Origin of the sequence: Aestuariivirga sp. (genome assembly GCF_037139295.1) — a bacterium.
Lineage (GTDB): Bacteria > Pseudomonadota > Alphaproteobacteria > Rhizobiales > Aestuariivirgaceae > Aestuariivirga.
This window is the reverse complement of record NZ_JBAXGR010000072.1, coordinates 1-18,350: the sequence shown is the minus strand read 5'-3', so window position 1 is coordinate 18,350 and position 18,350 is coordinate 1. Positions and strand designations below refer to the sequence as shown.

The 18,350-nt window shown below is 64.1% G+C and carries 21 protein-coding genes; 10 read left to right on the top strand and 11 right to left on the bottom strand.

Going from position 1 to position 18,350, the window contains the following annotated elements; translation table 11 throughout:
• Window positions 1–146: 146 nt before the first annotated feature.
• From WCJ41_RS15765 to WCJ41_RS15730, 8 genes are all read right to left on the bottom strand, one after another.
• The gene (locus tag WCJ41_RS15765) at window positions 147–542 is read right to left on the bottom strand and encodes a F0F1 ATP synthase subunit epsilon (protein WP_336906791.1); all 396 of its coding nucleotides are present in this window, start codon (window positions 540–542) and stop codon (window positions 147–149) included.
• A 5-nt stretch (window positions 543–547) separates the two neighbouring features.
• Complete coding sequence (gene atpD / locus WCJ41_RS15760; protein ID WP_336906790.1) at window positions 548–1,990, bottom strand: F0F1 ATP synthase subunit beta; 1,443 nt, start codon at window positions 1,988–1,990, stop codon at window positions 548–550.
• 24 nt (window positions 1,991–2,014) lie between these two features.
• Window positions 2,015–2,893: a F0F1 ATP synthase subunit gamma gene (locus tag WCJ41_RS15755; RefSeq protein WP_336906789.1), complete on the bottom strand. Its 879-nt coding sequence runs from the start codon at window positions 2,891–2,893 to the stop codon at window positions 2,015–2,017.
• Window positions 2,894–2,906: 13 nt separating this feature from the next.
• Window positions 2,907–4,436: a F0F1 ATP synthase subunit alpha gene (atpA, locus tag WCJ41_RS15750; RefSeq protein WP_336906788.1), complete on the bottom strand. Its 1,530-nt coding sequence runs from the start codon at window positions 4,434–4,436 to the stop codon at window positions 2,907–2,909.
• The gene (locus tag WCJ41_RS15745; RefSeq protein ID WP_336906787.1) at window positions 4,436–4,996 is read right to left on the bottom strand and encodes a F0F1 ATP synthase subunit delta; all 561 of its coding nucleotides are present in this window, start codon (window positions 4,994–4,996) and stop codon (window positions 4,436–4,438) included. The genes atpA and WCJ41_RS15745 overlap by 1 nt, the downstream gene beginning before the upstream one ends.
• 280 nt (window positions 4,997–5,276) lie before the next feature.
• Window positions 5,277–5,597: a GIY-YIG nuclease family protein gene (locus WCJ41_RS15740; protein WP_336906786.1), complete on the bottom strand. Its 321-nt coding sequence runs from the start codon at window positions 5,595–5,597 to the stop codon at window positions 5,277–5,279.
• Between the two features lie 143 nt (window positions 5,598–5,740).
• On the bottom strand, window positions 5,741–5,914 hold the full coding sequence (locus WCJ41_RS15735) for a hypothetical protein (protein ID WP_336906785.1): 174 nt from the start codon (window positions 5,912–5,914) through the stop codon (window positions 5,741–5,743).
• On the bottom strand, window positions 5,911–6,063 hold the full coding sequence (locus WCJ41_RS15730) for a DUF1127 domain-containing protein (protein WP_336906784.1): 153 nt from the start codon (window positions 6,061–6,063) through the stop codon (window positions 5,911–5,913). The genes WCJ41_RS15735 and WCJ41_RS15730 overlap by 4 nt, the downstream gene beginning before the upstream one ends.
• 299 nt (window positions 6,064–6,362) lie before the next feature.
• Here WCJ41_RS15730 and WCJ41_RS15725 point away from each other — a divergent pair, with 299 nt between their 5' ends.
• Window positions 6,363–6,788: a group II truncated hemoglobin gene (locus tag WCJ41_RS15725; RefSeq protein WP_336906783.1), complete on the top strand. Its 426-nt coding sequence runs from the start codon at window positions 6,363–6,365 to the stop codon at window positions 6,786–6,788.
• Here WCJ41_RS15725 and WCJ41_RS15720 read toward each other — a convergent pair.
• Together WCJ41_RS15720 and WCJ41_RS15715 are read right to left on the bottom strand one after the other, a co-directional pair.
• A complete protein-coding gene (locus WCJ41_RS15720; RefSeq protein ID WP_336906782.1) occupies window positions 6,775–7,128 on the bottom strand; it encodes a cupin domain-containing protein in 354 nt (117 codons plus the stop codon). The two genes, WCJ41_RS15725 and WCJ41_RS15720, sit on opposite strands and share 14 nt — an antisense overlap.
• 142 nt (window positions 7,129–7,270) lie before the next feature.
• On the bottom strand, window positions 7,271–8,950 hold the full coding sequence (locus WCJ41_RS15715) for a formate--tetrahydrofolate ligase (RefSeq protein WP_336906781.1): 1,680 nt from the start codon (window positions 8,948–8,950) through the stop codon (window positions 7,271–7,273).
• A gap of 252 nt (window positions 8,951–9,202) precedes the next feature.
• On the opposite strand from WCJ41_RS15715, the gene WCJ41_RS15710 reads away from it, so the two are divergent.
• Window positions 9,203–10,780 (top strand): gamma-glutamyltransferase family protein, encoded by a 1,578-nt coding sequence (locus tag WCJ41_RS15710; protein ID WP_336906780.1) that lies wholly within the window; start codon window positions 9,203–9,205, stop codon window positions 10,778–10,780.
• A gap of 210 nt (window positions 10,781–10,990) precedes the next feature.
• Entirely contained in the window at window positions 10,991–12,844 is a 1,854-nt protein-coding gene (locus WCJ41_RS15705) for a GGDEF domain-containing protein (protein ID WP_336906779.1), read from the top strand.
• Between the two features lie 18 nt (window positions 12,845–12,862).
• On the opposite strand, the gene phaR is transcribed toward WCJ41_RS15705, so the two are convergent.
• Window positions 12,863–13,468, bottom strand: a complete 606-nt coding sequence (phaR, locus tag WCJ41_RS15700; RefSeq protein ID WP_336906778.1) for a polyhydroxyalkanoate synthesis repressor PhaR — start codon at window positions 13,466–13,468, stop codon at window positions 12,863–12,865.
• 201 nt (window positions 13,469–13,669) lie between these two features.
• On the opposite strand from phaR, the gene WCJ41_RS15695 reads away from it, so the two are divergent.
• From WCJ41_RS15695 to WCJ41_RS15665, 7 genes are all read left to right on the top strand, one after another.
• Window positions 13,670–14,854, top strand: coding sequence for an acetyl-CoA C-acetyltransferase (locus WCJ41_RS15695; protein WP_336906777.1), 1,185 nt, complete (start codon window positions 13,670–13,672; stop codon window positions 14,852–14,854).
• 70 nt (window positions 14,855–14,924) lie between these two features.
• A complete protein-coding gene (locus WCJ41_RS15690; RefSeq protein WP_336906776.1) occupies window positions 14,925–15,650 on the top strand; it encodes a beta-ketoacyl-ACP reductase in 726 nt (241 codons plus the stop codon).
• Between the two features lie 70 nt (window positions 15,651–15,720).
• On the top strand, window positions 15,721–16,320 hold the full coding sequence (ccmA, locus tag WCJ41_RS15685; protein ID WP_336906775.1) for a heme ABC exporter ATP-binding protein CcmA: 600 nt from the start codon (window positions 15,721–15,723) through the stop codon (window positions 16,318–16,320).
• On the top strand, window positions 16,317–16,982 hold the full coding sequence (gene ccmB, locus WCJ41_RS15680; protein ID WP_336906774.1) for a heme exporter protein CcmB: 666 nt from the start codon (window positions 16,317–16,319) through the stop codon (window positions 16,980–16,982). The genes ccmA and ccmB overlap by 4 nt, the downstream gene beginning before the upstream one ends.
• Before the next feature lie 26 nt (window positions 16,983–17,008).
• Entirely contained in the window at window positions 17,009–17,731 is a 723-nt protein-coding gene (locus WCJ41_RS15675; protein ID WP_336906773.1) for a heme ABC transporter permease, read from the top strand.
• Window positions 17,731–17,889, top strand: coding sequence for a heme exporter protein CcmD (gene ccmD / locus WCJ41_RS15670; protein ID WP_336906772.1), 159 nt, complete (start codon window positions 17,731–17,733; stop codon window positions 17,887–17,889). The genes WCJ41_RS15675 and ccmD overlap by 1 nt, the downstream gene beginning before the upstream one ends.
• A partial coding sequence (locus WCJ41_RS15665; RefSeq protein ID WP_336906771.1) for a DsbE family thiol:disulfide interchange protein occupies window positions 17,886–18,350 on the top strand: 465 nt, incomplete at its 3' end. The genes ccmD and WCJ41_RS15665, both read left to right, overlap by 4 nt.

Sequence of the window (18,350 nt, the reverse complement as noted above, 5' to 3'; positions counted from 1 at the left end):
GCTTCGGGCATCTGTTGCGGGGAAAGCTGGGTCCCGGCTTTCGCCGGGATGACGGTCAAGAGGAGTGACCAGGAACGTGAGGATATTGCCAAAACAAAATTGCCGGGGCATGCCCCGGCAATTTCAATTCGGCGGTAACCGTCAGATCAGAGCGTGCTCTGCAGCGCCTTGAGCTGGTTGATGGCTTCGGTCGCCTTGCGCGTGGCTTCGCCCGGCTTGGCTTCCGCCAGCTGCGCTTCGGCGTCGCTGATCTGCCTGGCCATCACGTCCTGGGTGAGTTCAGCCATCGGGATCGCCACCTCGGCCAGAAGTGTCAGCCCCTGCGGGTTCACTTCCGCCATGCCGCCCTTGACGAAGATGCGTTCGGCATTGCCGCCGTCACGCGTGACGGTGACGACGCCGGGGCGCAGCGTGGTGAGCACGGGCGAATGGCCCGGATAGATGCCCATCTCGCCCTCGGTTCCGGGGATGGTGACCGAGGCCACGCTCCCTGAGAACAGAAGCCGCGCGGGGCTCACGAGTTCGAAATGAAGACCAGCCATCGGGATTACGCTGCCTCGGCGGCGAGGCGCTTGGCCTTCTCGACGGCCTGTTCGATGGTGCCGACCATGTAGAAGGCGGGCTCCGGCAGGTGATCGTAGTCACCATCGCAGAGGCCCTTGAAGCCCTTGATGGTGTCTTCGAGCTTGACCTGCACGCCGGGCGAACCGGTGAACACGGCGGCGACGTCGAAGGGCTGCGACATGAAGCGCTCGATCTTGCGGGCGCGGGCCACCGTCAGCTTGTCCTCTTCCGAGAGTTCGTCCATGCCGAGAATGGCGATGATGTCCTGGAGCGCCTTGTAGCGCTGCAGGATCGCCTGCACGCGACGCGCCGTCTGGTAATGCTCTTCACCGACGATGCGCGGGTCCATCATGCGCGAGGTGGAGTCGAGCGGGTCGACGGCGGGGTAGATGCCCTTTTCGGCGATGGAGCGCGACAGCGTGGTCGTTGCGTCCAAGTGGGCGAAGGACGTGGCGGGCGCCGGGTCGGTCAAGTCGTCGGCCGGCACGTAAATGGCCTGCACCGAGGTGATCGAGCCCTTGTTCGTCGTGGTGATGCGCTCCTGCAGGTTGCCCATGTCGGTGGCAAGCGTCGGCTGATAGCCCACGGCCGACGGGATGCGGCCCAGAAGGGCGGACACTTCGGAACCGGCCTGGGTGAAGCGGAAGATGTTGTCGACGAAGAACAGCACGTCCTGGCCCTGGTCGCGGAAATACTCGGCAACCGTGAGGCCCGACAGCGCCACGCGCATGCGCGCACCCGGCGGCTCGTTCATCTGGCCGAACACCAGGGCGCACTTCGACTTGACGCTCGGATCGGGATTGTGCGGATCGGCGTTCACCTTGGATTCGATGAACTCGTGATAGAGGTCGTTGCCTTCGCGCGTACGCTCGCCCACGCCGGCGAACACGGAGTAACCACCGTGCGTCTTGGCGACGTTGTTGATGAGCTCCTGGATGAGCACCGTCTTGCCCACGCCAGCACCACCGAACAGGCCGATCTTGCCGCCCTTGGCGTAAGGCGCGAGCAGATCGACGACCTTGATGCCGGTGACGAGGATCTGCGCTTCCGTCGACTGGTCGACGAAGTCAGGGGCGGGTGCGTGAATGGGACGGCGCAGCGTGGTCTTGATCGGACCTGCTTCGTCGATTGCCTCGCCGATCACGTTCATGATGCGGCCCAGCGTTTCCTCGCCGACCGGAACCGAGATCGAGCTCTTGGTGTTGGTGACGGCCTGGCCGCGCACCAGACCTTCGGTCGAGTCCATGGCGATGGTGCGGACGGTGTTCTCGCCCAGATGCTGCGCCACTTCGAGAACGAGGCGGTTGCCGCCGTTCATTGTCTCGAGCGCGTTCAGGATTTCGGGGAGTTCACCATCGAAGGCGACGTCGACGACGGCGCCGGTGACCTGGGTGATGCGGCCGGTTGCGGCCTCGCTGTGTGCCATATGTCTGATCCTTCCCGTGTTCGCTTAGAGCGCCTCGGCGCCCGAAATGATTTCGATGAGTTCCTTGGTGATCTGCGCCTGGCGCTGGCGGTTGTACTTGATCGACAGCTTGTTGATCATGTCACCGGCGTTGCGGGTGGCGTTGTCCATGGCGCTCATGCGCGCGCCCTGTTCGGACGCGGCATTTTCGAGCAGGCCACGGAAAATCTGCACCGCGATGTTGCGCGGCAGGAGATCGGCCAGGATTTCGCCCTCTTCGGGCTCTGCTTCATAGACAGCGCCGCCGAGATCGGCGGGCTTCGCCCCCGAGACGTCCGCCGGGATCAGCCGCAGCGCCGTGGGCTTCTGCGAAATGACCGACTTGAACTCGGAGAAGAACAGCGTTGCCACATCGAACTCGCCGTTGTGGAACATGTCGAGCACCTTGTGCGCAACCAGCTGCGCTTCGGCAAACGACATTGCCTTCACGCCGCGGAAATCCACGTGCTCGACGAAGTACTTGCCATAGAGCCGCTTCAGCGCGTCATTGCCCTTCTTGCCGACGGTGAAGATCTTCACCGTCTTGCCCTGGGCGATGAGCCGGTCGGCGTGCTCACGCGCGATCTTGGCAATCGAGGAGTTGAAGCCGCCGCAGAGGCCGCGCTCGGCAGTCGCCACGATCAGCAGGTGTGTGTCCGAGAATCCCGTGCCGGTGAGCAGCGTGGGCGCACCCGCCTGGCCGTTCATGGCCGAGGCAAGGTTGCCGATCACCGCCGACATGCGCGTCGAATAGGGACGCGCCGCGACGGCTGCTTCCTGGGCGCGACGCAGCTTCGCCGCGGCCACCATCTGCATGGCCTTGGTGATCTTGCGTGTCGCCTTCACCGAGGCGATGCGGTTCCGTAAGTCCTTGAGACTTGCCATCGGGGTTTAAGCCTTAAGCAAAGGACTTGGCGAAGGCTTCGACCGCGGCCTTGAGCTTCGGCATCATGGTGTCCGAAATCGCCTTCTCGGTGCGGATCGCCTCGAGGATCTCGGGGTGCTTGTCACGCACGAAGCGCAGCAGGCCTTCTTCGAAGGGCTTCACCTTGTTGACCGGCAGCGGGTCGAGATAGCCGTTGACGCCGGCATAGATCGACACGACCTGGTCTTCCGTCTTCATCGGCGAGAACTGGCCCTGCTTCAGCAGTTCCGTCAGGCGGGCGCCGCGGTTGAGCAGGCGCTGCGTCGAGGCGTCGAGGTCGGAGCCGAACTGGGCGAAGGCGGCCATTTCACGATACTGGGCGAGCTCGCCCTTGATCTTGCCGGCCACCTGCTTCATCGCCTTGGTCTGGGCGGCGGAGCCGACGCGCGACACCGAGAGACCGACGTTCACGGCGGGGCGGATGCCCTGGTAGAACAGTTCGGTTTCAAGGAAGATCTGGCCGTCGGTGATCGAGATCACGTTGGTCGGGATGTAGGCCGACACGTCGTTGGCCTGGGTTTCGATGACCGGCAGTGCCGTCAGCGAACCGCCGCCGAGCGTGTCGTTCATCTTGGCCGCGCGCTCGAGCAGGCGGGAGTGGAGATAGAACACGTCGCCCGGATAGGCTTCGCGGCCCGGCGGGCGGCGCAGCAGCAGCGACATCTGGCGATAGGCGACGGCCTGCTTGGACAGATCGTCATAGGCGATCAGCGCATGCATACCGTTGTCGCGGAAGAATTCACCCATGGTGCAGCCGGTGAAGGGAGCGAGATACTGCAGCGGTGCCGGGTCCGACGCCGTGGCGGCGACGACGATCGAGTATTCGAGAGCGCCATTGTCTTCCAGAACCTTCACGAACTGCGCGACGGTGGAGCGCTTCTGGCCGCAGGCGACGTAGACGCAGTAGAGCTTGTCCTTCTCAGGGCCTGCAATGTGGATGGGCTTCTGGTTCAGAATGGTGTCGAGGATGATGGCGGTCTTGCCGGTCTGGCGGTCGCCGATGACCAGCTCGCGCTGGCCGCGGCCGATCGGGATCAGCGCGTCGATGGCCTTGAGGCCCGTCGACATCGGCTCGTTCACCGACTTGCGCGGAATGATGCCCGGCGCCTTCACGTCGACGCGCTTGAACTGCTTGGCGCCGATCGGGCCCTTGCCGTCGATCGGGTTGCCGAGCGCGTCGACGACGCGGCCGAGGAGTTCCTTGCCGACCGGCACTTCGACGATGGCGCCGGTGCGCTTCACCGTGTCGCCTTCGCGAATTTCGCGGTCGGAGCCGAAGATCACGATACCGACATTGTCGGTTTCGAGGTTCAGCGCCATGCCCTTCATGCCGTTGCCGAACTCGACCATCTCGCCGGCCTGCACGTTGTCGAGGCCATAGGCACGGGCAATTCCGTCACCCACCGACAGCACCTGGCCGATTTCGGAAACTTGGGCTTCCTTGCCGAAGTCCTTGATTTGCTTCTTGAGGATTGCGGAGATTTCGGCGGCGCGAATGTCCATCAGGCGGTTCCCTTCATGGCGATCTTGAGTGTCTGGAGCTTGGTCTTCAGCGAATTGTCCATCATGCGGGATCCCACCTTCACGATGAGGCCGCCGAGGAGCGAGCTGTCGACACGGGTTGAGAGGAGGACGTCACGGCCGAGCGAGCTCTTGAGCGCGGCTTTGAGGTCTTCGAGCTGGGCGGCCGAGAGCGGCTCGGCCGAGGTGACCTCGCCCGCGATCTCGCCCTTGGATGAGGCGAGCAGCGTGGCATAGGCCTTGATCATGTCGGGGAGCGCACTGAGGCGGCGGTTCTTGGCCACCAGCTTCAGGAAGTTCAGCGTGGCGCCGGTGATGTGAAGCTGGGCGGCCACGGCGCCCAGGGCCGACACTTGGTCCTCGGAGGAGAACACCGGCGAGCGGACCAGGCGGGAAAGATCTTCCGACTGGTCGATGGCGGACTGGAAGCTGTGGAGCTGGCGGCTCACCTCTTCGGTGGCCTTCTCCTCGGAGGCGAGTTCGAAGAGCGCGCTCGCATAGCGGCCCGGAACTCCGGAAACTGTCTGATCTGTGGTCGCCACGATCCGTCTTTCACTCGTTTTTCGGCAGGCACCACAAGAGCTTGGCGCATTGCCGCTTGAATTTCAGGGAGGCCGGCATGCAACGAGGCACACCCACGGCCCGAGGCCCCCGCCTCGCCGCGCGCGTTGGCTATCACATGGGATAAGGACTCGCAACCTCTCTCACGCGGCGGATTGCCGCGACTTTGGAAGGTGCAGATTGGCAAAGAGGACGGGTCCCCTCATTCCGTCACCCCAGCGAAAGCTGGGGCCCAGCTTTGCCAACGGCAAGCTGACCATTTCAATCAGAAACAAGCGTGGCAATCGCATCAATCTCCTCATGAAGATCACGCCACTCCGGGTTCATCCTCTCGATCAGCTCGATCTTCCAGTCTCGCTTCCAGGCCTTGAGCTGCTTCTCCCGCCGGATGGCAACCGCCATCGTCAGCCGGTGCTCGTACCAAACGAGGCGGTGCGTGCGGTATATCGACGTAAACCCTGGTGTCGTGCCGTTCTTGTGGGCCCAGACACGGGTCCACAGGTCACTTGTCACGCCAATGTAGATCGTGCCCCGGTAGCGGTTGGCCAGCATGTAGACGGCAGGGTGCTTCTCGTCGCTCATGACGTTACGTCATATGGTGCGCTTCGTCTCCGGCAAAGCTGGGCCCCAGCTTTCGCTGGGGTGACGGCAACAAAGAGCGAGCTTCACCCGCGAACAGCCATGAAACAAACCCGCCGGGGGAGGATCCGGCGGGTCTCTTTCGGTCAGGACTTGAAGGCCCTGACGCGGGCCACATGGCCCAGCTGGTATCGCTTGAGGCCCATGTCGGCGAGGTCCACGTCCGACAGCGCTTCGGCTTCGGCGCGGACCTTGCGGTAGGCCTTCAGTTTCCGGCTGCGGCCCAAGCGTTCAAGCAGGGAAGCCGGGAGGAATGTCATTGGCGTACGGCTTCCCGCGCGAGACGCGGAATGTCAGCCCGCGAAATGCCAAGATCGGCGAGCTCGCGGCTGGTGAGCTGCTCAAGCTCCTGAACGGTGCGGGAATAGCGCTTCCAGGTGGAGTAGCGGGTCTTGAGAACTTCGAACATGTGTCATCCCCTAGAGATGATGGGTCTTCGGGTGCTGTTGCGACCCTCAATTTAGGTGCGATGCAGCAAAAAGAGAAGCGCAAATTTCGCATGGCTCATTTTACATTTGCTAAAACATGGGCTTAATAAAATGTTCACACTGCCGAAATTCTGTTGCACTGCCACATGGATGTGCAACTGGATTGCGCGGTTGCACAGAGTCCTGCCAAAAAATCATGCAGATCCTTGCGATTGGACAAACCGCGGCGCCGTTGGGGCGATTATGATGGCCAAATGCCGTGCAGCCCGGAGGACCAGTCATGATCACCCCCACCCAGACACCCTATGACCGGATCGGCGGCGCGGACGGGGTCAGGCGACTTGTGAAGGTGTTCTACGACCTCGTCGAAACAGAGCCGGAGGGAGCACCCCTGCGCGTCATGCACAACCAGGGCAACGGGCTGGCCCATGCGCGGGAGGCGCAGTTCATGTTCCTGTCGGGATTCCTCGGGGGCCCGCAGCTCTATGTCGAGCAGCACCGCCATTCCAACGTGCGCCAGATGCACAGCCACCTGGCCATCGGCGAGGTGGAGGCGCAGTCATGGCTCGCCTGCATGGAGAAGGCGCTGGAAAAAACGGCGGATGAGGACACCCGCCGCGTCTTGATGCAGACGTTTCAGCGGGTGGCCACCGCGCTGCGCAACCAGCCGCCGGCCGACAACCCGCTCAAGGTTACTTCAGCTTGATGCAGAAGTGCTTTCTCACCGGCTTCTCGATCTTCCAGGTGCCGGCAAAGCCCGGCTCCACGGTGAAGGCATCGCCCGGCTTCACGGTGACGGACGTGCCGCCATCCGGCGTGATGGTGATCTGGCCTTCCATCAGATGCACGAATTCATAGGCGCCATAGGTGGCGTGATAGGTGCCAGGTGTCGCCTCCCAGGTGCCGCTGATGACGCTGCCGTCATTGGACGTGTGCTGCACCCAGGTCTTCATGGTCGGGTTGCCCTCCACCTTCTTCCAGCCGTCGAGATCGCCGGTGATGGGTTCGGGTCCCGGAGCGGGAAAGCGGAATACGATGTCGCCCATGTCTTTGCCTCCGTCACATGGTGTGAGTGAAAAGCACGATCAGTCCCCGCGCAGAAAACAATCTTAAATCCTTTGCAGAGTCAACAAAGCAAAAGGCCCGGAGTTTTCTCCGGGCCTCTGCCTGACAGGACTTGGTATCGACTTAGAACAGTCCGGCGATCTGGCCCTTCTCGTCGAGGCCGATGACTTCGGCTGACGGAACCTTGGGCAGGCCCGGCATGGTCATGATGTCACCGCAGATGACCACGATGAACTCGGCACCCGCCGACAGGCGCACTTCGCGAACCGGGAGCACGTGGTTGGTGGGAGCACCCTTAAGGTTCGGGTCGGTCGAGAACGAGTACTGGGTCTTGGCCATGCAGATCGGGAACTTGCCGTAGCCTGCTGCTTCCCAGGCCTTGAGCTGGTCCCTCACCGACTTGTCGGCGACGACCTCATCGGCGCGGTAGATTTCCCGCGCGATGGTCTTGACCTTGTCGAACAGCGAGGTGTTCTCGTCATAGATCGGCTTGAACTGTGCCGAGCCCTTGTCGGCGAGTTCGGCCACATGCTTGGCGAGCGGCTCGATGCCCTTGCCGCCTTCGGCCCAGTGGGTGCAGCGGAAGGCTTCCACACCATGGGTCTTGCAGTAGTCGATGACGGCCTGCACTTCCGGTTCGGTGTCCGAGATGAAGTGGTTGACGGCCACCGCGATCGGCACGCCGAACTTCTTCACGTTCTCGATGTGGCGGCCGAGGTTGGCGAGGCCCTTCTTGAGCACCTCGACATTCTCGACTTTAAGCTCCTCCTTCGCCGCACCGCCATGCATCTTCAGTGCACGGACGGTAGCGACGATGACCGTCGCAGCGGGGGCAAGGCCGGCCTTGCGGCACTTGATGTCGAAGAATTTCTCAGCACCGAGGTCAGCGCCGAAGCCCGCTTCCGTCACCACATAGTCGGTGAGCTTGAGGGCGGCCTGCGTGGCCATGACCGAGTTGCAGCCATGCGCGATGTTGGCGAAGGGGCCGCCATGCACAAAGGCCGGGTTGTTCTCCAGCGTCTGAACGAGGTTGGGCTGCAGCGCGTCCTTCAGGAGCACCACCATGGCGCCCGGCGCCTTGAGGTCCTTGGCGAGGACGGGGGTCTTGTCCTTCTTGTAGGCGACGACGATCTGGCCGATGCGGCGCTCGAGGTCCGCGATCGAGGTCGAAAGGCAGAGGATGGCCATGATCTCGGAGGCCACCGTGATGTCGAAGCCCGCCTCGCGCGGATAGCCGTTGGCCACGCCGCCCAGCGAGCAGACGATCTCGCGCAGCGCGCGGTCATTCATGTCCATGACGCGGCGCCAGACGACGCGGCGGGTGTCGATGCCGAGCTCGTTGCCCCAGTAGATGTGGTTGTCGATCAGGGCCGAGAGCAGATTGTGCGCCGAGGTGATGGCGTGGAAGTCACCGGTGAAGTGGAGGTTGATGTCCTCCATGGGAACGATCTGGGCATAGCCGCCGCCGGCTGCACCCCCCTTCATGCCGAAGCAGGGACCGAGCGAGGGTTCGCGCAGCGCCACCATGGCCTTTTTACCGATCAGGTTCAGGCCGTCGCCGAGACCCACGGTGGTCGTCGTCTTGCCTTCGCCGGCAGGGGTGGGGTTGATGGCGGTGACGAGGATCAGCTTGCCATTGGGCTTGGACTTCAGGCTGTCGATGTAGGAGAGCGCCACCTTGGCCTTGGTGTGGCCATAGGGGATCAGGTCCTTCTCGGGGATGCCGAGGCCCTTGCCGATCTCCATGATCGGCTTCATTTTCGCCTCGCGGGCAATTTCGATATCGCTCTTCACCGTGGCCATGCGTGCAGTTCCCTTGTATGGATGAGATTTCCCGCCAGTAAAATTACATTACTGCTGGGAAATGTCGATTACCTTTTTGGCGGCCTCGCAAAGCGGGCGGGGTCCGGCACGGAACCCTGATCCGAAGGCGCGGCAGTCATGACGCGGAGTGTCTTGCTACAGGCCTTTGCCCCATGCGATGCCTTTTGCGACGCTTCTCGGTGACTTTCTTACAGAATCTCTCAGCGCCCTTTGTTTTCAGGATTATGACGCATGCGCAGCTTTGACCGTCCCGGCCGTTCGGCAGCCTATGGCACCCGCGGCATGGCCGCCACCTCCGCCCCTTTGGCCACCTTGGCCGCCATCGACACGCTACGGGCGGGCGGCAACGCCGCCGATGCCGCGGTGGTCGCCTCAGCCGTGCTGTGCGTGGTGGAACCCGCCATGACGGGCGTCGGCGGCGACTGCTTCGCCCTTGTCGGCACGCCGGACGGCAAGGTATCGGGCCTCAATGCCTCCGGCCGGTCTGGGCTTGCGGCGGATGCCCAGTGGCTGAAGGCCTCCGGCCTCACCGAGATCGCGATCCGCTCCATTCATGCCATCACGGTTCCCGGCGCCATCGACGGCTGGGCCGAGCTCCTGAAGAAATTCGGCACCATGGATCTGGCCGAGGCGCTGAAGCCCGCCATCCGACTGGCCGAGGAAGGCGTGCCCGTCACCCCGCGCGTCGCCGCCGACTGGCCGGAGGACACGCCCTTCCTCGCGGCCGACGAAGGTGGACGCGTGCACTGCCTCAAGGATGGGCGAACGCCGAAGGTCGGCGAGGTCATGCACTACCCTGCACTCGCCCAGAGCATGCGCCGCATCGCCAGCGAGGGCCGTGACGCCTTCTACCGGGGCGCCATCGCCGAGGACATCATCGCGACCGTCAGGGCCAAGGGCTCGCTCCTCACCATGGATGATTTCGCGGCGCATGAATCGACCTGGGTGAAGCCGATCTCGACCAGTTTCATGGGCCACGAGGTGCTGGAAATCCCGCCATCCGGCCAGGGCCTCACGGCATTGATCGCCATGAACATCGTCTCGCAAATCGGCCTGAAGCGCCACGCACCGGATTCGGTCGCGCGCCACCACATCGAGATCGAGGCCATGAAGATCGCCTGGGAGCTCAGGAACCGCCACATCGCCGACCCGGAGTTCCACGAGGTGCCGGTGGACGAGCTTCTCTCGGCCAAGACCGCCCAGAGGCTCGCGAGCCTGATCGACATGAACCGCGCACTCGACATCAACACCGCCATGCGCAACTCCGACACCATCTATTTGACTGTTGTGGACGAAAAACGCCTGGCCGTGTCCTTCATCAACTCGGTCTATGACGGTTTCGGCTCCTGCGTGGTGACGCGGAAGACCGGCGTTGCGCTGCAGAACCGTGGCGCCTGCTTCGTGACCGACCCCACCCACCCCAATTGCATCGGGCCGCGCAAGCGCCCGCTCCACACCATCATCCCCGCCATGGTGAAGAAGGACGGCCTCGTCGACATGAGCTACGGCGTGATGGGCGGCGACTACCAGCCCATGGGCCACCTGACGGTGGCGGTGAATGCTTACGTCTATGGCATGGACCCGCAGGAGGCGATCGACTGGGCGCGCTACTTCCCCAAATCGGGCCAGGTGCAGGTGGAAAGCGCGGTGCCTGAGCACGTGAAGGAAGGACTGATGGAAAAGGGCCACGTGCTCGCCGCCCCGCCCGGACCGCTGGGCGGCGGACAGGCCATCGCCATCGACCGCGAGAACGGCGTGCTCGTCGGCGGGTCGGACCCGCGCAAGGATGGTTTTGCATTGGGATACTGAGAAGCAAGTCTTCTCCCGCATTTCTTCCGTTCCACCCATTTTCGCCGGGCTTGACCCGGCGATCCTTTTTGCCGGCCGAGGAAAAGGATGCGCGGGTCAAGCCCGCGCATGATGAATGGTCACGAGAGCGAAATCTCCCCTCGTCGTTAAGAATTGCTTTCAGCCTCTCCCTTAGACTCCGAGTCTCGAATTGTTGAGGGACATACCATCGTGGGCGAACTATCCGGGCTGACGGACCGCGCAGCGGCAGATTCAGGGCTGGCGGCCTATCACTGGGACATTGAGCAGGATGTCATTTCCTGGTCACCCTGGGCTTCGCAGGTGCTTGGCTGCGATCCCGAGACGGTGAGCACCGGACGCCAGTTCGCCACTCTCCTTGACCCCGACAATCTCACCAGCCGTTATGACACGGTGATGCGCGGCGGCGCGCAGGACGCGGGCGGCGGCGTGCCCTTCCGCATCGAATATCGCTTCATGCCGCAGGGCCGCAGCGGCCGCGCCAGCCAGTGGCTGGAGGACCAGGGCCGCTGGCACGCCGGCATCGAGGGCCGCCCGGCGCATGTCTTCGGCACGCTCCGGCGCATCGACGAGCGCCACCGGCAGGACCAGCAATTGAGCTACCTCGGCCATTGCGATGCGCTGACGGGCCTGATGAACCGGGGCCGCATGATGGAGTCGCTGGGCGGCGCCATGGCGGCTGCCGAGCGCGAAAATTCCACCTGCTCCTTCATGGTCATCGCCATCACAAACCTGTCGAGCGTCAACGAGGCCTATGGCTTCGAGGTGGCGGACGAAGTGATCCTGGCGGTCGCCAAGCGCCTGGCGCGCGTCGCCCGCGCGGGTGACGCGGTGGCGCGCTACTCGGGCTCCAAGTTCGGCATCGTGCTCAACAACTGCAGGCGCGAGGACTTGGCCTTCGCCGCAGAGCGCTTCCTCGGGACCGCGCGCGAGAGCGTGATCGAAACCGAGCGCGGCCCTGTCTGGGCGCTTCTCTCCATCGGCGCGGTGGTGACGCCATTCCACGCGGCCGATTCAGCCATGGCCATTGCGCGTGCGGAAGAAGCACTGACGCAGGCGCGCACGCAGCCCGCCGGCGACGTGGTGATCTATGAGCCCTCCGAGCAGCGCCGCAGCGAGCGCAGCTGCAACGCGCGCCATGCCGCCGAAATCGTGCAATGCCTGAAGGAGAACCGCTTCCAGCTCGCCTTCCAGCCGGTGGTCGACGGCAACACGGGCGAGCCCGTCTTCCACGAGGCCCTGCTGCGCATGACGGGCGATGACGGCCGCATCGTGCCGGCAGGCCACCTGATTCCGGTTGCCGAGACGCTCGGCCTCGTGCGCCTCATCGACAAGGTGGTGGCCGAGATGGCCGTCGACGTGCTCACCCGCCATCCTTCGGCGGTGATCTCGCTCAACATGTCCGGCACCACGGCGACCGATCCGCGCTGGTACCCGGAAATCCTGTCGATCATCGCGAAGAACCGCGACGTGGCCAACCGCATGATCATCGAGATCACCGAGACGGTGGCGCTGGGCGATCTCAGCCACACCATCCGCTTCGTGGAGGAACTGCGCTTCCTCGGCTGCAGCGTGGCGATCGATGATTTCGGCGCGGGCTATACGAGCTTCCGCAGCCTCCGCGCGCTGCCCGTGGAATATCTCAAGCTCGATGGCACCTTCTGCCGCGAGCTCTCGGAGAATGGCGAGAACCAGTATTACGTGCGCTCGCTCATCGACCTCGCGCGCAGCTTCGGCCTCAAGACAGTGGCCGAATGGGTGGAGACCGAGGAGGACGCGCGGCTGCTGCGCCAGTGGGGCGTGGACCTGATGCAGGGGCGGCTGTTCGGCATGGCGGAACTCACCCCGCCGTGGTCGGAGGACGTGCCGCCGGCGCGCCAGACCATCGCCGGCTTTGAGCGCGACCTTGAAGGCGAACTGGCCAAGCTGCGCCGCGCCATCACGCTCCTCGACCGTGCCTTCCCGGGACGCGACGAGCCGATGCGCCCGGCGGAACCGAGCTTCGCCGACCTCGTCAGCGACACCGCACAGCGAAGGGCGCGCTGAGGCGCAACCTCCGGTCGGTTACTTGGTGATGGTGTCCAGCTTCTGCTGCATTGCGGCAAGCTGATCCTTCAGCGCCTGCAGGTCGTCCTTGGAGCCACCGCCTGCCCCCGGCTGGGAGGGCTTGCCCGGTGCAGGCGCACCCGGAACGGCACCGCCCATGACGGCGGCGAAGGGGTTGAACACCTTCATCGCATCGCCGAACATGGCCATGTTGCGCTGGGCATGGTCCTGCATGGCCTTGATGGCGTCGCCGCCCCACACATCCAGGAGCTGGGTGCGGAACTTCTCCTGCTCCTTGCCGAGGTTCTCGAGCGAGAACTCGAGGTAGCCCGGCACGAAGGCCTGCATGGAATCGCCATAAAAACGAATGAGCTGGCGCAGGAAGTTGATGGGCAGAAGGTTGGTGCCCTTGTTCTCTTCCTCGAAGATGATCTGGGTCAGCACCGAGCGGGTGATGTCCTCGCCGGTCTTGGCGTCATAGACCAGGAAATCGGTGCCGCCCTTCACCATGACCGAGAGGTCGTCGAGCGTCACATAGGTGGAGGTCGATGTGTTGTATAGCCGCCGGTTGGCGTATTTCTTGATGACCACGGCGCTTTGCGGCGCTGCCTTCTCTTCGCTCACCGGAACTCCTCCTAATCCGACTGGCCCACGCCGTTTAACCGGACTTTTAGAGCCTTTTCCCGTCACAAAACCTTGCTCTCCGCACTGCACAATTGCAAGCGCAAAAAATTTCGGCAGCGCCACGTCCAAGACCTATGTCGCATTGCACATAGGGTGATAAAGAACGCATAAGCTCAATCCAAAACACTCAAGGAGGCATTCATGGCCAGCACTGGAAATGGGATTGTCATCGTATCGGCCGCGCGTACGCCGGTCGGGTCCTTTAACGGCTCACTGTCGAGCGTACCGGCGAGCTTTCTGGGCTCCGTTGCCCTGAAGGCAGCACTCGAGCGCGCCAAGGTCGAGGGTGCCGAGGTTGACGACGTCATCCTCGGCCAGATCCTGACCGCCGCTCAAGGTCAGAACCCGGCCCGCCAGGCTTCCGTCAACGCCGGCATCCCCAAGGAGACGCCTGCCTGGGGCATCAACCAGCTGTGCGGCTCCGGGCTTCGCGCCGTGGCGCTGGGCATGCAGCAGATCCTCTCGGGCGATGCCAAGATCGTCGCCGCCGGCGGCCAGGAATCGATGAGCCGCGCGCCCCACGCCGCCTACCTCCGCGAGGGCGTGAAGATGGGCGACTATTCGATGATCGACACCATGATCAAGGACGGGTTGTGGGATGCCTTTCACGGCTACCACATGGGCACCACCGCCGAGAACGTCGCCAACCAGTGGCAGATCACCCGCGACATGCAGGACGCCTTCGCGGTGAAGAGCCAGAACAAGGCCGAGGCCGCTCAAGGCTCCGGCAAGTTCAAGGACGAGATCGCCCCCGTCACCATCTCCAGCCGCAAGGGCGATGTGGTGGTGGACCAGGACGAATACATCAAGAAGGGCGTGACGCTGGAAGGCGTGCAGAAGCTGAAGCCGGCTTTCGCCAAGGACGGCTCGGTCACCGCCGCCAATGCCTCCGGCATCAATGACGGCGCGGCCGTCGTGCTGCTGATGAGCGAGGCGGAGGCCAACCGCCGCGGCCTGACGCCGCTCGCCCGCATCGCCTCATGGGCCTCCGTCGGCGTCGATCCGGCGATCATGGGCTCAGGACCCATCCCTGCCTCGCGCGCCGCCCTCAAGAAGGCCGGCTGGAAGGTCGAGGACCTCGACCTCGTCGAGGCCAACGAAGCCTTCGCCGCGCAGGCCTGTGCGGTCAACAAGGACATGGGCTGGAACCCTGACATCGTGAACGTCAACGGCGGCGCCATCGCCATCGGCCACCCGGTGGGTGCTTCGGGTGCGCGCGTACTCAACACGCTGCTGTTCGAAATGGGCCGCCGCGACGCCAGGAAGGGCCTCGCCACGCTGTGCATCGGCGGCGGCATGGGCATCGCCATGTGCGTGGAACGCTAAGACGAAACAAGGCTTCCCTCCCCGTTCGCGGGGAGGGCGACAAGATCAAAAAGATATTCAAGAGGAACACATGGGACGGGTAGCAGTGGTGACCGGCGGAAGCCGCGGCATCGGGGAAGCGATTTCGAAGGCGCTGCAGGCGGCCGGCTACAAGGTGGCCGCCAATTATGCCGGCAATGACGAGGCGGCCGCAAAGTTCAAGGCCGAGACGGGCATCCCCGTCTACAAGTGGGACGTGTCGAACTACGAGGCCTGTGTCGCCGGCCTGAAACAGGTCGAGGCCGATCTGGGCCCGATCGAGGTGCTGGTCAACAATGCCGGCATCACGCGGGACGCCATGTTCCACAAGATGACCCCGCAGCAGTGGAACGAGGTGATCAACACCAACCTGAGCTCGCTGTTCAACATGACCCAGCCGATCTGGGGCGGCATGCGTGACCGGAACTTCGGCCGCGTCATCTGCATCTCCTCGATCAATGGCCAGAAGGGCCAGATGGGCCAGGCCAATTATTCCGCCGCCAAGGCGGGCGACATCGGCTTCGTCAAGGCGCTGGCCCAGGAAGGTGCGGCCAAGGGCATCACCGTCAACGCCATCTGCCCGGGCTACATCGGCACCGAAATGGTCAAGGCCATCCCCCAGGACGTGCTCGACAAGCGCATCCTGCCGCTGATCCCGGTGGGCCGCCTGGGCGAGCCCGAGGAAATCGCCCGCGCCGTGGTGTTCCTCGCGTCCGACGACGCCGGCTTCATCACCGGCTCCACGCTGTCCGCCAACGGCGGCCAGTACATGGCGTGAGGCAAGGCCTCATTCCAGCCCACGGGAAGCCCGCGCTTGACGCGGGCTTCTTCATTTCGGAACAAGGGATATGGAACTCAAGGCCCAGGACCTGACCTGCGAGCGCGGCGGACGCATCGTCTTCCGTGGCGTGTCGCTCTCGCTGAAGCCCGGCCAGCTGATGCAGCTGACGGGGCCGAACGGCTCCGGCAAGTCCTCCCTCCTTCGCCTCATCGCCGGGCTGAACGAGGCGCCGACTGGTTCGGTGACGCTCGAAGGTGGCGGGGAAGAACTGAGCCTCGGCCAGCAGGCGCATTACGTGGCGCATCAGGAACCGGTGAAGTCGGCGCTCAGCGTCGAAGAGAACCTGAGCTTCTGGCGCGACTTCCTCGGCGGCGGCGACGTGGATGATGCACTCGCGGCCTTCGACCTGTCACGCCTCGCCTCCTACCCGGCGGGCCTTCTCTCCGCCGGTCAGAAGCGGCGCCTCGCGCTCGCCCGCATCGTGCTGGTGCCGCGCGTCCTCTGGCTGCTCGACGAGCCGACGGTGGGACTCGACACCGCATCGCTCGAACGATTCGTGAAGGTGATGGCCAAGCAGCTGGATGACGGCGGCATGATCATCGCCGCCACCCACGTGCCATTGGGCCGCGAGCCCGACCTGCGCCTCGATCTGGGGCGCGCGCCATGAAGCTGATTCTCGCCCTCATCAAGCGCGACCTGACACTTTCCATGCGGCAGGGCGGTGGTGTCGGCACGGCACTGGGCTTCTTCCTCACCGTCGTGGTGCTGCTGCCCATCGGCATCGGTCCCGACCAGGCGCTGCTCGCCCGCATCGCACCCGGTGCGCTGTGGATCGCGCTGCTCCTCTCGGTGCTGCTCTCGGCCGACCGCATCTTCCAGCAGGACTATGAGGATGGCTCGCTCGACATCATGACCATGGGGCCCGTCCCCTTCGAGATGGTGGCGCTGGCCAAGGCGGTGGCGCACTGGCTGTCGACCAGCCTGCCGCTGGCCATCGCCGCGCCCATCCTCGGATTCCTCGTCAACCTCGAACCATCGGCGATCCTGCCGCTGGCGGTTGCCATGGTAGTGGGCTCCATCGCCCTGTCGCTGTTGGCCGCCATTGGCGCTGCCGTCACGGTCGGGTTGCGGCGCGGCGGGCTTCTTGTCTCGATCCTCGTGCTGCCGCTCTATGTGCCGGTGCTGATCTTCGGGCTGTCCGCCTCGCAGCCCGGTGCGGCACCCGGCCTCACCACCGCCTCGCTGCTGATCCTCGGCGCAATCGCGCTGGTCAGCCTTGTCGTCTCCCCCCTTGCCTCGGCTGCGGCACTGAGGTCCTATCTCACGTGACACGGCTCCATTAGATAAGCGGCATCATGCAGTTCCTCGCCAACCCCACCCGTTTCCTGAAAATCGCCAATGCGGTGCTGCCTTACGTCTGGGCCATCACCATCGCACTCTTCGCGGTGGGCCTCTATGGCGCGCTGGTGACAGCACCCCCTGACTACCAGCAGGGCGAGACGGTGCGGATCATGTATGTCCACGTGCCCGCCGCCTGGATGGCGCTGTTCGTCTACACGGTGATGGCACTCGCCAGCGCCGTGGCGGCGATCTTCCGCCATCCGCTGGCCGACGTTGCCGCCAAGACCGCTGCCCCCATCGGCGCGGTGTTCTGCTTCCTGTCGCTTGCCACCGGCTCGCTCTGGGGCAAGCCCATGTGGGGCGCATGGTGGGTGTGGGATGCGCGCCTCACCTCGATGTTCGTCCTCATGCTGCTCTATATCGGCTACATGGCCATCTGGGCGGCAATCGAGGAGCCGCACCGCGCCGCCATGGTGGCACGCGTCGTGGCGCTCGTCGGCTTCATCAACATTCCCATCGTCAAGTTCTCGGTCGACTGGTGGAACTCGCTGCACCAGCCAGCGAGCGTCTTCCGCATGGGCGGGCCGACGATTGCCGGCCCCATGCTGTGGCCACTCCTCGTGATGGGGCTGGCCTATACCTTCCTGTTCCTCGCCCTGCACCTCACCGCCATGCGCGCCGAGATCGCGGCGCGCAAGATCCGCCAGATCCAGATTGCCGAGATCGGAGACCGCTGATGGATTTTTCCGCCAACCATATCGGCTTCGTCATCGCCTCCTATGCGCTGAGCTTCGTGTGCCTCGCCGTGCTCGTCCTCACCACACTGGGCCGCGACCGGAAGCTGCGCGCCGAAGCGGAGCGACTCGACACCCAACGCAAGAAGGCCCGTTCATGAGCAGCGCCGAAACGCCGGAGAAGCGCTCCCGCCTGTGGCTGGTGCTGCTGCCCATCATTGTCTTCACCGGTCTTGCCCTGCTGTTCTGGAAGGGACTTTCGGGCACGCCCAATCAAATCCCCTCGGCCCTCATCAACAAGCCGGTGCCGGACTTCGTGCTGAACCCGGTTGACGGCATGAACCTGCCCGGCTTCTCCGACGAAGACCTGAAGAAGGGCAAGGTGACGGTCATCAACGTCTGGGCCTCATGGTGTGCGCCCTGTCGCATCGAGCATCCGCTCTTGACCGAACTCGCCAAGCGGCCGGACATCACGCTCTACGGCATGAACTACAAGGACGAGCCGCAGAACGCGGTCGAGTTCCTCAACACGCTGGGCCAGCCCTTCGCCGCCGTCGGCATGGACCGCGACGGCCGCACCGCCATCGACTTCGGCGTCTATGGCGTGCCCGAGACCTTCATC